We start from the raw sequence: 12,813 nt of genomic DNA, 5'->3' as shown, positions 1-12,813 counted from the left end.
CACGAACTCGCGTCGGTTCGGATCCCGGTCGGGATGCCGAAGGTCTCCGCTCACCCAGCGTTCGTTGCCGTCCATCAGTCTCGCGAATGCCTCGGTGGGCGTGCTCGGCCGCGTGTTCGGCGAAGTACTGGCCGCCAGTGGTGTGGCGCTCGTCGAGGAGCACCCCGTGAGTGCGACCGAGGCGACCACGAGTCCGCCGGCGAGCAGCGTTCTGCGATCCGGGTCTTCCGATCCGCCGCAGAGATAGATCCGTACATCTCGACCAGGGCGATTGTTCAGCGTTGTGCGGGAGCACGACGACAGGCGCAAGCGGGTGCGGCCGACTGCGCCACCGACGGACCACAGAACCGGCTCGGGTGGCTGAGTGCCTGATGCGCGTGCCAGGCCTGCGGAACGTGAGCCCACGTGGCGCCGCCGCCGGCATCGCGCAGGTGAAATCGGCGGCACCTGCGGGCCCCACCGCCGGGCGGCGCCGCCCCGCCCCTCTCCGCCCCGGGACGGCCCGGCCACCTCACTGATCACTCCGCCGAAGAGCGAGCGACGCGAGCGGCGCGAGCGCGGATGCTGCCGAGCCGGTGGACGAAGCCGCCGTGTGGGCCAGCATGCGGATGCTGCTCCCGGCGGCTCCACTCGAACAACCTGTACACGCGGGACTCCTGGCACATGACGTGGGCAAGACGTCCATGCCCCGTAACACTTCGGGCCGATCATTGCTCCAGCCAATGGCATGTCAGGACCTTCGCGCGCGGCGCCGGCACCGCCTGGGCCCCCTTCATCGACTTCTACGCAACATTCGCGGCGCATGGAAGGCCACGGCCAATCACCTGCGCTGACCCCTTGCGGGCCTGCCTCCCCGTCGCGATTGGCTTGCCCGGCCGCGCCCTGTGGACTGCCCGAATGCCGTCTGCGTGTCCCCACCGTGCTGCGTCACCCGGGGACGGCATCGGATGGGTAACGCGCCGTGAGGGAAGGCCCGCTCCGTGTCCTCGGTCGACCAGATGTATGCCTCGACCGGGGGGAGTTGGGCCAGCTTCTCGGCAGTTCGGCAGTAAAGAGGGCATCTGATCCACGTAGTTGGTGTTTCGGGATGGTCTTGTGAGTGCAGGCCGTGGTTGCCCGTCCTGTGACCCTCGTGTGCCTGATTTGTCGTCAGGTGAGTCAGCAATTGGTCAGCGTCATTCCCTTCCGGACGGCTGCCTGAGCAGACCCCTGGTGGGCGGCATATCGACAACCTGGTTCCCGCGGAAGCGCAGGCAGGGAGCCTTCTCCTCGGAGTGAAACCATGTTCCTCACCATCTCCGAGTCCGACGCGTTCCGGTGTACGGTGAATACCGCCCTTGACCTGCAAAAAGCTGGCAGGGAGCCGTCATCCAGGAGTCCAAGATGCTGCGTACTCTGTTCAAGTCCAAGATCCACCGAGCCACGGTGACCCAGGCCGACCTGCACTACGTCGGTTCCGTCACCATCGACGCCGAGCTGATGGAGGCGGCGGATCTGCTGCCCGGCGAGCTGGTGCACATCGTCGACATCGACAATGGTGCCCGCCTGGAGACGTATGTCATCGAGGGCGCACGCGGCTCCGGTGTCATCGGCATCAACGGCGCCGCCGCCCACCTCGTCCACCCCGGTGACCTGGTCATCCTGATCAGTTACGCCCAGGTCGACGACGCCGGGGCGCGCGGTCTGAAGCCCCGCGTCGTGCACGTCGACGCCGACAACCGGATCATCGAAGTCGGAGCCGACGTTTCGGCCCCCGTACCCGGCACCGACACCGAACGGAGCCCGCACGCCGTTCCGGCGGCGCGCTGACCCGTCCGGCCACATCAGGGAGAATCGTCATGGCAGAACAGAACGAGCGCGTCGAACTCGACATCCGCGACGACCGGGCGAGCGGGAACCTGCTCGCGTACGAGAGCGGCAAGGCCGCCGGAGTCATCGCGTACTTCGTGATGGACGGTGACCCCGCCGCACTCGTCGCCGTGCACACGGTCGTCGAGCCCGGCCACGAGGGCAAGGGCATCGCGGGCGCCCTCGTCCAGGAGTTCTACGCCATGGCGGCCCGGGAAGGTGTGCCCGTGGTGCCGCTCTGCCCGTACGCCGCGAAGTGGGCGCTGCGCCACCCCGACCAGGCCCCCGAGGCCCCGGCCGAACTGGTGGAACAGGCGAAGACGCAGCTCAAGTCCCATCCCGAGCTGTACTGACCCACGCCGGCCACGTCGGCCGGGGGCTGTACCGTTCGGCAGATGACGCTCGCGCTGCTGCACACCTCCCCGGCCCACATACCGGTCTTCGACGCGCTCCGGGATGCCGGTCATCCCGGACTCGCGCTGCGTCACCTGGTGCGCGAGGACCTGCTCGCCAGGGCCAGGGAGTCGGGCCCCGAAGCGGTGGCGGGTGATGTCGGGGCGCTGCTCGCGGGCGCCGTCGCGGACGGCGCCCGCGCCGTGCTCTGCACCTGTTCGACGATCGGCGCCGTCGCCGAGGCGGAGTCGGCGACGCTCGGTGTTCCGGTGCTGCGCGTCGACCGCCCGATGGCGGCCGCCGCCGCGGCACGGGACCGAGTGGTGGTGCTGGCGTCGATCACCAGCACTCTGGCACCGACCCTCGCGCTGCTCGCCGAGGAGGCGGGGGACCGGGCCGTCGACGTGCGCACGGTCGTGGTGGACGGTGCCTGGGCGCGCTTCGAGGCCGGTGACCGGGACGGCTATCTGGACCTCGTCGCGGCCGCGGCCGACGCGGTCACGGACTGTGATGCCATCGTGCTGGCGCAGGCGTCCATGGCCGACGCGGTCACCCGTACGGTCACCCGCATTCCGGTGCTCTCCAGCCCCGGGCCGGGTCTCGACGCGGCGGCCGCCGCGGCACGCTGACCCCGTACGCCCGTCGGCCCCCGGCCGGTCATCCGGAACCTCCGCCCCTGGACTCGCCAGGCGCGGGCAGCCGCTCCGGGAGACGGTGGAAGCAGCTCCACCCGAACCGTTCGGAGGCCCCCGATGACGAATCCGTACCCCGACCCGGTGCCGCCGGCGCCCACCCCCGGACCGATGCCCGGGCCGCCGTCGCCGCTGCCGGAGCCGCCTCCTCCGCCACCCGGTCCCGTCCCGCCCGGCCCCGCGCCGAACCCGATCCCGAAGCCGCCCGAACCTCGCCCCGCCCCGGCCCCGGAGCCCTCACCCCGCCAGGGCGGGTGACGACGGGCGGGCAGCCTTCGTACGGCCGGGCTCACGCGGTGGGCGGGCGGATCGGCGCCGGGCCGAGTGTGGTGCTGCCGGGGGACGCCCGGTGGCCGAGCCCGGTCCGGTAGGCGTCCATCGCCGCCTCGGTCCGGCCCACGCGCCGCAGCAGATCGCCCAGCAGCCGGCAGATGTCCGCGAGGTCCCCGGCGGCGCCCGCCCGCTCCAGCAGGGCCAGCGCGGTGACGTAGTGCTCCTCGGCCGAATCGAGCTCGCCCGCCTCCTCGTGGATCAGGCCCAGCAGCCGGTGCGCGCCGCCCGCGTGGACCGATCCCCGGTCCGGGTGCAGTTCGCCGAGGAGCCGGTGCAGCAGCTCCCGGGCCTCGGTGGTCTTTCCGCGCCGGCGCAGCACATCCGCCAGCTCTACCTCGACCTGGGACGTGTACAGGGCCGCCCGCTTCGACGCCAGCATGTCGCGGGCGGCGCGCAGCTCGGTCTCGGCGCCGGACAGGTCGCCGTCCTGCGCGTGTACATAGCCCCGCATCCAGTGGCAGTGCGCGAGCTCGGTACGGATCTGCAGCTGCTGGTAGATCTCGGCCGCCCTGGCCAGTGAGGCATCCGCCTCCGCGGTGCGGCCCGCCGCTATGAGCGTACGGGCGACGCTCCGGTGCAGTCCGGCGACCAGCTCCGGATCGGACACCTGTGGTGCCAGGGCCAGCGCCAGCTCACCCGCCTGGGCGGCGCGGGCATGGGCGCCCATGTCCATGTACGGGGCGATCGCGGCCGTGTAGAGAAGCAACAGTGCGCCGGGGTCCTGGAGGCCCGAGGTGTTGAGCTCGTCGATCGCGCTCTCCAGCAGATAGCAGGCGTACCGGAGTTCGCCCGCCAGGAGGTGGGCCACGGCTCTGCCCCGGACGGCCGGGGCGCGCCGGGGGAGCGGGGCGCCGGCCAGCAGCTTCTCCGCGGCCTCGAAGTGCTCGCGGGCCGCGGGCAGATCGCCCGTCTCCAGCGCGCAGTGGCCCAGCCCGAGCACCGCCGCGGCACGTTCGTCCGGGAGCCCGTGCCGGACGGCCTCGGCGAGCAGGCCGGCGTAGGCGGTGGCGGCGGCCTCGGCCGCGCCGGTGGCCAGCGTCCGCTGGGCCTCGACCAGCCTCAGCCGCAGACCGGTCGCGAGATGGGCGGGGCGCCCCGTCGCCAGTTCCTCGTAGCTGACGCCGAGCCGCTCCGCGAGGTGGCGCACCGCCGCCTCCGACGGGCGCACCCGGCCCGCCTCCAGTGTGGAGACGTAGGCGGGGGTGTAGGCGGGCTCCGCGAGCTGCCGCTGCGTCAGACCGCGCTCGGTGCGCAGCCGTTGGACCCGGCGGCCGACGGCTCCGGGGTCGCCCCCGGCCCCCGCGCCCCCGCTCGCTGTGCGCTTCTCGTCCATCGCGCCGCCCCTTCCGCCTCGCCCCGCTCCGAAATGCGGTCCCTGCATCGTAATTGCCCGGTTACGAGCATCAACCACCCGGTGTTCGGGTCTTGTTCGAAGTCCCGCGCGCCTCTAGGTTAATCATCGCATTAAGTCGAGTTAACTCATGGGTTACGTGCTGTCCGTGCCCTGCAAGTCGCCCCGCATCCGTAGGAGTTGGCCATGCGAATACGCCCCCACACGCGTCGCGCGACAGGAGCTCTGGCGGCGGTCGCCCTCGCCGGCCTCCTGGCGGCGACCGCCGCCACCGCGCCGGCCTCGGCCGTCCCCACGGGTGCCGGCGGCGACCGGCACGTCGCCGCCGAGTACTTCCCCGACCCTGGCGGGCCGGGCCGGACCGTCGAGGTCCCCGCCAACACCCCTGTACGGAAAGGGAAGTCCGCCGCGCTACCGAGCGCGGCCGAGGCCGCCGTCGACGGCACGGTGGGTGAACAGGCGGTGACCGGTCCGTCCGACGACCGGCTGGACATCGTGATCATCGGCGACGGCTACACGGCCGGCCAGCAGGGCGACTTCCACACCGACGCCACCGCCAAGTGGGCCGACATCACCGCCCTGGAGCCCTACAAGAGCTACCAGGGCCTCTTCAACGTATGGACCGTCGACGCGGTCTCCGACGAGTCCGGCATCAGCGGCGATCCCGGTGCGGACACCGTCAAGGACACCGCGCTCGGCAGCTACTTCTGGTGCTCCGACATCGAGCGGCTCATCTGCACCGACATCGACAAGGTGGCCGCGTACGCCGCGAAGGCGCCGGCCGCCGACCTCGTGGTCGTGATCGCCAACTCCACCAAGTACGGGGGCGCGGGCTACTCCGGCCTCCTGGCCGAGGGCCGTCCCTTCAACGGGGTCTCGACCCTCTCCTCCGACCACGCGTCGTCCAGCCTGATCGCCGCCCACGAGATCGGGCACTCGGTCGGCCTGCTGGACGACGAGTACACGTATCCCGAGTACGGGACGTGGACCGGCGGCGAGCCGGGCGGGATCAACTCCACCACCTACACCGCCGCGCAGCTCACCGAGAAGCGGGCCAAGTGGTACCGCTGGCTCGGGCAGAGCGATCCGGCGGGCGGCACGGTCGGTACGTTCGAGGGCAGCGCCTACTACCCGCTCGGGCTCAACCGCCCCACCGAGTCGTCGATCATGCGGGAACTGAGCAACACCGAGTTCAACCTGCCCGGGCGCGAGGCGATGATCGCCGGGTTCTACCGTGCGGGCAACGCGCTGAGCAGCACCGTCGACACCGGAAACGCGATCGGTCCGGGCCGGCGCATCGCCGTGCGCCCGGCGGACCTCAATACCTCGGCTGCCGCGACCGCCACCGGATCCCGCACCCATCGGCCCGGTCTCGCCAGGCCCGAGCTGCGCTGGTACGTGGACGGCGTGGAGAAGGCGTTCGCCCGTGGACGGACCGCGCTCACCCCGGCAGCGCTCGGGGTCCGCGCGGACGGCCGGGCCCACCGGGTGACCGCCGAGGCCGTCGACCGTACGGACGCCATCCGCGACCCCGCCGTCCGTGCCCTGGCCACCGACACCCTGACCTGGAACGTCAGGGCGACCGGACACCGGGGGCGGTAGGTCAGGCGATGATCGGGACCACGGCCTCGGGCGTCAGCATCCGGAAAGTGAACGCCTGATGGAAGTAGAGCCGGATGCTCGTGGCGTCGTGGTCCTGGTAGCCGATCGACAGGTCCTGGCCCAGGCGCAGTTCGAAATCGCCGCCACGGGTCGACAGCAGCACCCCGCCCGTGACGGCGGGCGCCCACAGGATCTGGTCGTCCAGCAGCCGGGCCAGGTGGGTGGCGACCGGGTACCCGTGGTCCGAGGTCTCGGTCGCCTCGGTGTAGGCGTCGGCGCCCAGCAGCAGCCGGTACGGGCCGTCGACACCGGACAGCCGCAGCCGGGTCAGCGCCTGGCTGACGGTGGCCGGGTAGTCCCGGGCATCGGCGGGCAGCGACAGCGGCGCGTGCGAGGAGCCGTCCCGCAGGCCGGTGATCCCGGCCGAGGCGTAGCCGTCGATGATCGCCATGTCCTCGGCGAACGCACAGGTGCGGGCGGCGTCCTTGACGGGCTGCCAGTCGCTGTCGTCCGAGCCGCGCTCGACGTCGTCCACGGCCGACCGGGTCACCGTGAACGGCACACGCCACTCGATGACCGGCACCGAGGTGCGGGCCCGGGCGATCACGTCCGGGGTGGGCGGATCGATGTCGCGCAGATGACCGTCGCCGATGGCCGCCAGTTCGGGGCCGTCCGGACCGGTGACGTCGACGACCCGGCGGCCCGCCACATGGCGGCTGAAGGTGCGCCGGGCCTCTTCTTCGATCTGGTCCCAGGCGGCTTCCGTGACAGGGGCGAGTTCGCGGTGGAGATTGTTCATCACTGGGCGCTTTCTTGCAGGCTGCCGATGCGCAGCGAACCGTCGGCCGGAGTGGCCGGGGCCGGGGTCTTCGCCGTCACCGGCGCGGACGCGGGCTCCGGCACGGTGTCGGCCCCCGCCGACGAGGGCGGGGGCGGCGGGGCGTCGAGGAAGTCGGTGCCGGGGGCGTAGAAGAGCGTTCCGGTGACCGCCGTCGAGAAGTCGAGAATGCGGTCGTGGGTGGCGGGCGGACTGCCGAGGAACATGTTGCGGAGCATCTGCTCGGTGATCCCCGGATCGGCGGCGTAGCCGATGAAGTACGTGCCGAACTCCCCCTGTCCGAAACTGCCGAACGGCATGTTGGCCCGCAGGATGTCGTGCTCCGTGCCGTCCGGGTCGGTGATCGTGTTGAGAGCGATGTGCGAGTCGGCGGGCTTGGCGTCGTCGGCGAACTCGATGTCGTCGAACTTGGTGCGCCCGATGACGCGCTCCTGCTCCTCGGTGCTCAGCGCGTTCCAGGACGTGAGGTCGTGCAGGTACTTCTGCACGATGACGTAGCTGCCGCCCGCGAACGCGGGATCCTCGGCGCCGACCAGGGCCGCCGAGACGGCGTCCGCCCCCACCGGGTTCTCCGTGCCGTCGACGAAACCGAGCAGGTCCCGGTGGTCGAAGTAGCGGAAACCCTGCGTCTCGTCGACCACGGTCACCGCTCCGCCGAGCCGGTCGAGCAGTTGGGTCGCCCACTCGTAGCACACGTCCATCCGCTCGGCCCGGATGTGGAACAGCAGATCCCCCGGGGTGGCCGGCGCATGGTGCTTGGCGCCGTGCAGTTCCCGGAACGGGTGGAGCTGCTCCGGCCGCGGCCCGTCGAACAGCCGGTCCCAGGCCCCCGAGCCGATGCCGGTCACACAGGCCAGCCCGGCGTCGGGGAACCGGAAGCCGATGGAGCGGGCGAAGGCCGCGAGATCGGGCAGCACCTCGCGCACAGCGGGTTCGCCACCGGGCTCGATCGTGGCCACCAGGATGAGTGCGGCGCTGGTCAGTGGCGCGACGACGGGCTGGGCCGCGGTGGGGTCCGGTTCCGCGGTGGCGTCGGGCATACGAAGGCTCCCTGGGGTGGCAACGTCGGGGAAGGGCCGTGGACCTGTGGTGCGGACGGGACATGGGTCCGCTGCTACTTACGCACGGGCGCGACGCCGTCGCCATCCGGCTCACCCGGCCGGGTGAGCCCGACGGCGGGCCGGTGGGCCCGCCCCGCCGTCGCCGCCTCAGCCCGCGACGACCTCCGACCGGTCGCCGCCCCAGAGTGTGTGGAACGAGCCCTCGCGGTCGGTGCGACGGTAGGTGTGCGCGCCGAAGAAGTCGCGCTGCCCCTGGGTGAGTGCCGCGGGCAGCCGGTCGGCACGCAGTCCGTCGTAGTACGAGAGCGCGGCGGCGAAGCCCGGCGTGGGCACCCCCTGCCGGACGGCCTCGGCGACCACCGCCCGCCAGTCGTCCTGGGCCGCGCCGATCTCCTCGGCGAACTGCCGGTCGGACAGCAGGCTCAGCAGGTCGGGACGGGCGTCGTAGGCCGCCCGGATCCGGTCCAGGAAAGCCGCCCGGATGATGCATCCGGCCCGCCAGATCGACGCCACCGCGCCGAGGTCGATGTTCCAGTCGTACGCCTCGCCGCCCGCCCGGATCTGGTGGAAGCCCTGCGTGTACGAGACGATCTTGGACGCGTACAGCGCCTGCTCCACCCGGTCGGCGAAGGCGGCGGCCTCCTGCTCGCCGAGCGGGGTCGGCGACGGACCCGGCAGGTCCCGCGCCGCCTCGCGCAGATCGGCGTGCCCGGACAGCGAACGGGCGAAGACGGCTTCCGCGATGCCCGAGACGGGCACCCCGAGGTCGAGCGCGACCTGCACCGTCCAGCGGCCCGTGCCCTTCTGCTCGGCCCGGTCCTGGACGATGTCCACGAAGGGCTTCCCGGTCGCCGCGTCGGTGTGGGCGAGGACCTCCGCCGTGATCTCGATCAGATACGAGTCGAGGCGGCCGGTGTTCCAGCTGCGGAAGGTCTCGGCGATCTTCGCGGGGGAGTACCCGGCCACGGCGCGCAGCAGGTCGTACGCCTCCGCGATCAGCTGCATGTCCGCGTACTCGATGCCGTTGTGGACCATCTTCACGAAATGGCCGGCCCCGTCGGGGCCGATATGGGTGGTGCAGGGGGTGCCGTCCTTCGCCCGGGCGGCGATCTTCTCCAGCAGCGGCCCCAGCGACTCGTACGACCGGGCCGAACCGCCCGGCATGATGCTCGGGCCGTTCAGCGCGCCTTCCTCGCCGCCGGAGATGCCGACGCCGACGAAGTGGATGCCGCGCTCGCGCAGCTGCTTCTCCCGACGGCGGGTGTCCTCGAAGTGGGCGTTGCCGCCGTCGATGACGACATCGCCCTCTTCCAGGAGCGGGGCGAACTCCTGGATCACGGCATCGGTGGGATCGCCCGCCTTCACCATGACGACGAGCCTGCGCGGACGCTCCAGCGCCGCGACGAACTCCTCCGGGGTGTGTGCGGGGACGAAGGAACCCTCGTCGCCGAACTCCTCGACCAGCGCGTCCGTCTTCGCGGTCGTCCGGTTGTGCAGCGCGACCGTGAATCCGTTGCGGGCGAAGTTGCGTGCGAGGTTGCGGCCCATGACCGCGAGACCTGTGACGCCGATCTGTGCAGTGCCGCTCATCTGTGTGCTCTGCAATCTGTTTCGGGGATGCCCGGGCCTTCAGCAATGCCGGGATCTTCAGTATGGATACGGGGTGCCGCAACGGCCCGTTCGGCGTCGCCCGGATGGAGTCACCTGTGTATATTAGGAAAATACCTAGGGTGTCTAGGTTGGTTTCGACGGAGGTGGCGAATGGTTCGCGCGGGTCTCACGACCGAACGCGTGGTGGCCGCGGCGGCCGATCTGGCCGACTCCATCGGCTTCGACAAGGTCACCATCTCCGCACTGGCCCGCGGCTTCGGGGTCAAGGACGCCAGCCTGTACTCGCACGTCAGGAATCTGCACGACCTGCGTACCCGGGTCGCCCTGCTGGCCGCCGGGGAGTTCATCGACCGGATCGGCACCGCGGTCGCGGGCCGGGCCGGGAAGGACGCCCTGGTCGCGTTCGCCGACGCCTACCGGGCCTTCGCGCTGGAGCGGCCCGGACGGTACGAGGCGACGCAGATGCGGGTCGACCCCGAGATCGTCGCCGGGTCGACCGCGTTCCACCGCACCGTCGAGACCACCGGCGCGATGCTGCGCGCCTACGGACTGGCCGAGCCCGATCTGACGGACGCGGTACGGCTGTTGCGCAGTACCTTCCACGGCTACTGCGCCCTGGAGGCGAGCGGCGGCTTCGGCGCGCCCCGCGACGTACAGACGTCCTGGGAGCGCTCCGTCGAAGCCCTGCACTTCCTGCTGGAGCACTGGCCGTCCGCCACGGGTGAAGACGCCGACGAGGGGGAGGACGGACATGGCTGACCACATGCTGCCGGAGCGCACCGGACAGCTGAAGGTGCCCGGGGCGACGCTGTACTACGAGGTGCGCGGCGAGGGCCCGCTGCTGCTGCTGATGCCGGGCGGCAGCGGCGACGCGGGGCTTTACGACCGGATGGCGGCGCGACTGGCCGACAGCTGGACGGTCGCGGCCCTCGACCCGCGCGGCTACTCGCGCAGCGTTCTCGACGGCGCGCCGGAGGACCAGCGGGTGGCGGTGCAGAGCGAGGATGCCCACCGGCTGATCGAGCTGTTGTCGCCGGACGGCGGGCCGGTGGCGGTCTTCGGCTCCAGTTCGAGCGCGATCGTCGCGCTGGACCTGCTCTCGCGCCACCCGGAGCGGCTGCACCGAGTGGTCGCGCACGAACCGCCGTTGGTGGAACTGCTGCCCGATCCGGAACGGGGACGCAGGCTCTTCGCCGCGGTGCGCGACTCCTTCCGCAGGGACGGGGTGACCGCGGCGCTGGCCACCATGACCGAAGGGCTGACGGACCCGGAGGCCCCTGGGCCGGCCGGGGGCGGGCACCGGGCGGCGCCCGAACCCACCGCGCGGGAGGCCGAGGCGTTCCGGCGGATGGGGGCCAACCTCCCGGTGTTCCTGGAGCATGTGCTGTGTTCGTTCAGCGGTCACGTGCCGGACCCGGCGGCCCTGGGACGCGGCGCGGAGAAGCTGGTCATCGGTGTCGGGGAGGACTCCCGCAACCTGCTGACGGCGATTCCCGGTGTCCGGCTGGCGGACCGGGGGATCGGCAGGCTCGTGGAGTTCCCCGGCGGGCACATCGGTTGTGTCGAGGACCCCGAGGCGTTCGCCGCGCGACTGCGGGAGGTGCTGTGCGACCCCGCGCCGGAGAGGGCGCGGGCGCCTCTGAACGGCAATCACGGACCGTGATGCGCGTCAGCGGCTGAGACGCGGGGCTCGTGGTGGCTGGGGCGGCCGGATCCGCCGGCCCCGGCCACCACGCGTACCGGACGTCAGCCCGCGAAGACGGTGTCGGGCTGATCGGGGATCACACTGCTGTCGCCGCGGAGCACCGGCCCCGAGGTTCCGTTCGACGCGGTGTAGCCGGTGGTGGCACACGGATAGGCGCCGTTCAGCCGGCCTTTCGGCGCGATGAACATGGGGTTGACCAGCCACTTGCCGTCCGCGTCGTCGTAGGAACGGCACATCAGCTCGGCCTTGTTGCGGTTCAGGGCCAGTCGCAGCCCGGTCGCGTCACGGAGCATCGACACATCGGTGTCGGAGTCCCCGGCGGCGAACACCGGCCGTCTCGCGGGGTCCTGCACCCGGGAGGCGGCCGCACCGCGCACACCGAAGATCTCCTTGTTGATCCAGCAGCGCTTGCCGTCGATGTAGGTGATCTGCGAGTCCTCGCCGGGGCGCGCGGTGCCGCAGGCGCTCAGGTGCGAGGTGTAGCGGCCCCGTTCGGTGGTGGACCGGATGCCGATCACGTTCCCGGGCGCGACATCGACGCCCCTGGCCCAGACGTCGACCACGGGCTGCGGCGAAGCGGAGACGATCCACACGTCGAATCCGGCCCGGCGCAGCGTGCGGATCAGGTCCCGCTGCTGGTCGTAGTAGCGGACATAGCCGGTGGCGTCGGTGGTGCTGCCGACCCGCTGGGTGGCGCCCACGGGGGCGGCCAGGTTCTCGGCGCGGGCCGCGGCGGCGAAGGAGCGGACCTGCGCCGCCGTCCAGCCGTGGGTGAGCTGCGCCAGCCAGGCGTACGAGGGTTCCGTCGTGCGCCGGTCGTAACCGGCGAAGGCGTCCTGCCCCGAGGTGGTGGTGGCCTCGCTGTAGACGGAGAGGATCTCGTCGGCGCAGGCGGTGTCGGTCGCGGTCGGCAGGGTGCGGTCGAGACCGGTGCCGTCCGGGCAGGCGGCGCGCAGCGACTCGGCCGCCGCGTCGGTGAGGTGGCGGCTGGTGGTGCGCCAGTCACCGTGCTCGGGCTGCCGGATCCGGGAGTTGCGCAGCAGCCAGAACATGGTGGCGTCACCGACGTCGTTCTTGATGACGGTGTTGTCCCAGTCGAAGACCGCCACCGGCGCGGCCCGGCCGCCGCGGTGGTGTGGCGAGCAGCTTCCGTAGCGGTCGATGAGCCGCTGGATACGGGCCTGGTTGGCCCCGTACCAGGCCGTGGAGACGGACAGCTGCGGACAGGCGCGGCCGGGACGGTCGTGGGCGCCGGCGGGTGCGGTGACGGTGGTCAGGGCCGCCGCCAGCGCGAGCGCGGCGACGGTCAGCCGTGCGGCGGAACGCCGCACGGTCCGGGATGCGGGACGGGATCCGGGCACGTCGAGGACTCCTGTGGT

11 protein-coding genes are annotated in these 12,813 nt (G+C 71.8%); 6 read left to right on the top strand and 5 right to left on the bottom strand.

Annotation, left to right across the window (positions count from 1 at the left end; genetic code table 11):
• The first annotated feature begins 1,383 nt into the window (after positions 1-1,383).
• Genes panD through ABZ622_RS28625 form a run of 3 tightly spaced genes read left to right on the top strand, consistent with a single transcriptional unit; the run spans position 1,384 to position 2,870 of the window.
• On the top strand, positions 1,384-1,809 hold the full coding sequence (gene panD / locus ABZ622_RS28635; protein WP_360547978.1) for an aspartate 1-decarboxylase: 426 nt from the start codon (positions 1,384-1,386) through the stop codon (positions 1,807-1,809).
• A gap of 29 nt (positions 1,810-1,838) precedes the next feature.
• Positions 1,839-2,201, top strand: coding sequence for a GNAT family N-acetyltransferase (locus ABZ622_RS28630; RefSeq protein WP_360547976.1), 363 nt, complete (start codon positions 1,839-1,841; stop codon positions 2,199-2,201).
• Between the two features lie 42 nt (positions 2,202-2,243).
• On the top strand, positions 2,244-2,870 hold the full coding sequence (locus tag ABZ622_RS28625; protein WP_360547974.1) for an aspartate/glutamate racemase family protein: 627 nt from the start codon (positions 2,244-2,246) through the stop codon (positions 2,868-2,870).
• Positions 2,871-3,222: 352 nt separating this feature from the next.
• Here ABZ622_RS28625 and ABZ622_RS28620 read toward each other — a convergent pair whose 3' ends face one another.
• Positions 3,223-4,599, bottom strand: coding sequence for a helix-turn-helix domain-containing protein (locus ABZ622_RS28620; protein ID WP_360547972.1), 1,377 nt, complete (start codon positions 4,597-4,599; stop codon positions 3,223-3,225).
• Positions 4,600-4,803: 204 nt separating this feature from the next.
• On the opposite strand from ABZ622_RS28620, the gene ABZ622_RS28615 reads away from it, so the two are divergent.
• Positions 4,804-6,219, top strand: a complete 1,416-nt coding sequence (locus ABZ622_RS28615; RefSeq protein WP_360547970.1) for a M64 family metallopeptidase — start codon at positions 4,804-4,806, stop codon at positions 6,217-6,219.
• Position 6,220: 1 nt separating this feature from the next.
• Here ABZ622_RS28615 and ABZ622_RS28610 read toward each other — a convergent pair whose 3' ends face one another.
• From ABZ622_RS28610 to gndA, 3 genes are all read right to left on the bottom strand, one after another.
• A complete protein-coding gene (locus ABZ622_RS28610; RefSeq protein ID WP_360547968.1) occupies positions 6,221-7,018 on the bottom strand; it encodes a family 1 encapsulin nanocompartment shell protein in 798 nt (265 codons plus the stop codon).
• Positions 7,018-8,097: a Dyp-type peroxidase gene (locus ABZ622_RS28605; protein ID WP_360547966.1), complete on the bottom strand. Its 1,080-nt coding sequence runs from the start codon at positions 8,095-8,097 to the stop codon at positions 7,018-7,020. Before ABZ622_RS28605 ends, ABZ622_RS28610 begins: the two co-directional genes overlap by 1 nt.
• A 168-nt stretch (positions 8,098-8,265) precedes the next feature.
• Complete coding sequence (gene gndA / locus ABZ622_RS28600; protein WP_360547964.1) at positions 8,266-9,708, bottom strand: NADP-dependent phosphogluconate dehydrogenase; 1,443 nt, start codon at positions 9,706-9,708, stop codon at positions 8,266-8,268.
• Between the two features lie 171 nt (positions 9,709-9,879).
• On the opposite strand from gndA, the gene ABZ622_RS28595 reads away from it, so the two are divergent.
• Together ABZ622_RS28595 and ABZ622_RS28590 are read left to right on the top strand one after the other, a co-directional pair.
• Positions 9,880-10,488, top strand: coding sequence for a TetR-like C-terminal domain-containing protein (locus ABZ622_RS28595; protein WP_360547962.1), 609 nt, complete (start codon positions 9,880-9,882; stop codon positions 10,486-10,488).
• Positions 10,481-11,392 (top strand): alpha/beta hydrolase, encoded by a 912-nt coding sequence (locus ABZ622_RS28590; RefSeq protein WP_360547960.1) that lies wholly within the window; start codon positions 10,481-10,483, stop codon positions 11,390-11,392. Before ABZ622_RS28595 ends, ABZ622_RS28590 begins: the two co-directional genes overlap by 8 nt.
• Before the next feature lie 83 nt (positions 11,393-11,475).
• Here the strand turns inward: ABZ622_RS28590 and ABZ622_RS28585 are convergent, their stop codons facing one another.
• Entirely contained in the window at positions 11,476-12,795 is a 1,320-nt protein-coding gene (locus ABZ622_RS28585) for a haloacid dehalogenase-like hydrolase (protein ID WP_360547958.1), read from the bottom strand.
• Positions 12,796-12,813: the final 18 nt, after the last annotated feature.

The sequence above is a fragment of the Streptomyces sp. NPDC007164 genome, assembly GCF_040634135.1.
GTDB lineage: Bacteria > Actinomycetota > Actinomycetes > Streptomycetales > Streptomycetaceae > Streptomyces > Streptomyces sanglieri.
The sequence above is the reverse complement of the archived record's forward strand: the minus strand, read 5'-3'. Positions and strand labels throughout refer to the sequence as shown.

Excerpts from the sequence above, each read along its gene's own strand:
- panD (WP_360547978.1), top strand. The coding sequence starts at position 1,384 with ATGCTGCGTACTCTGTTCAAGTCCAAGATCCACCGAGCCACGGTGACC.
- ABZ622_RS28630 (WP_360547976.1), top strand. The coding sequence starts at position 1,839 with ATGGCAGAACAGAACGAGCGCGTCGAACTCGACATCCGCGACGACCGG.
- ABZ622_RS28625 (WP_360547974.1), top strand. The coding sequence starts at position 2,244 with ATGACGCTCGCGCTGCTGCACACCTCCCCGGCCCACATACCGGTCTTC.
- ABZ622_RS28620 (WP_360547972.1), bottom strand. The coding sequence starts at position 4,599 with ATGGACGAGAAGCGCACAGCGAGCGGGGGCGCGGGGGCCGGGGGCGAC.
- ABZ622_RS28615 (WP_360547970.1), top strand. The coding sequence starts at position 4,804 with ATGCGAATACGCCCCCACACGCGTCGCGCGACAGGAGCTCTGGCGGCG.
- ABZ622_RS28610 (WP_360547968.1), bottom strand. The coding sequence starts at position 7,018 with ATGAACAATCTCCACCGCGAACTCGCCCCTGTCACGGAAGCCGCCTGG.
- ABZ622_RS28605 (WP_360547966.1), bottom strand. The coding sequence starts at position 8,097 with ATGCCCGACGCCACCGCGGAACCGGACCCCACCGCGGCCCAGCCCGTC.
- gndA (WP_360547964.1), bottom strand. The coding sequence starts at position 9,708 with ATGAGCGGCACTGCACAGATCGGCGTCACAGGTCTCGCGGTCATGGGC.
- ABZ622_RS28595 (WP_360547962.1), top strand. The coding sequence starts at position 9,880 with ATGGTTCGCGCGGGTCTCACGACCGAACGCGTGGTGGCCGCGGCGGCC.
- ABZ622_RS28590 (WP_360547960.1), top strand. The coding sequence starts at position 10,481 with ATGGCTGACCACATGCTGCCGGAGCGCACCGGACAGCTGAAGGTGCCC.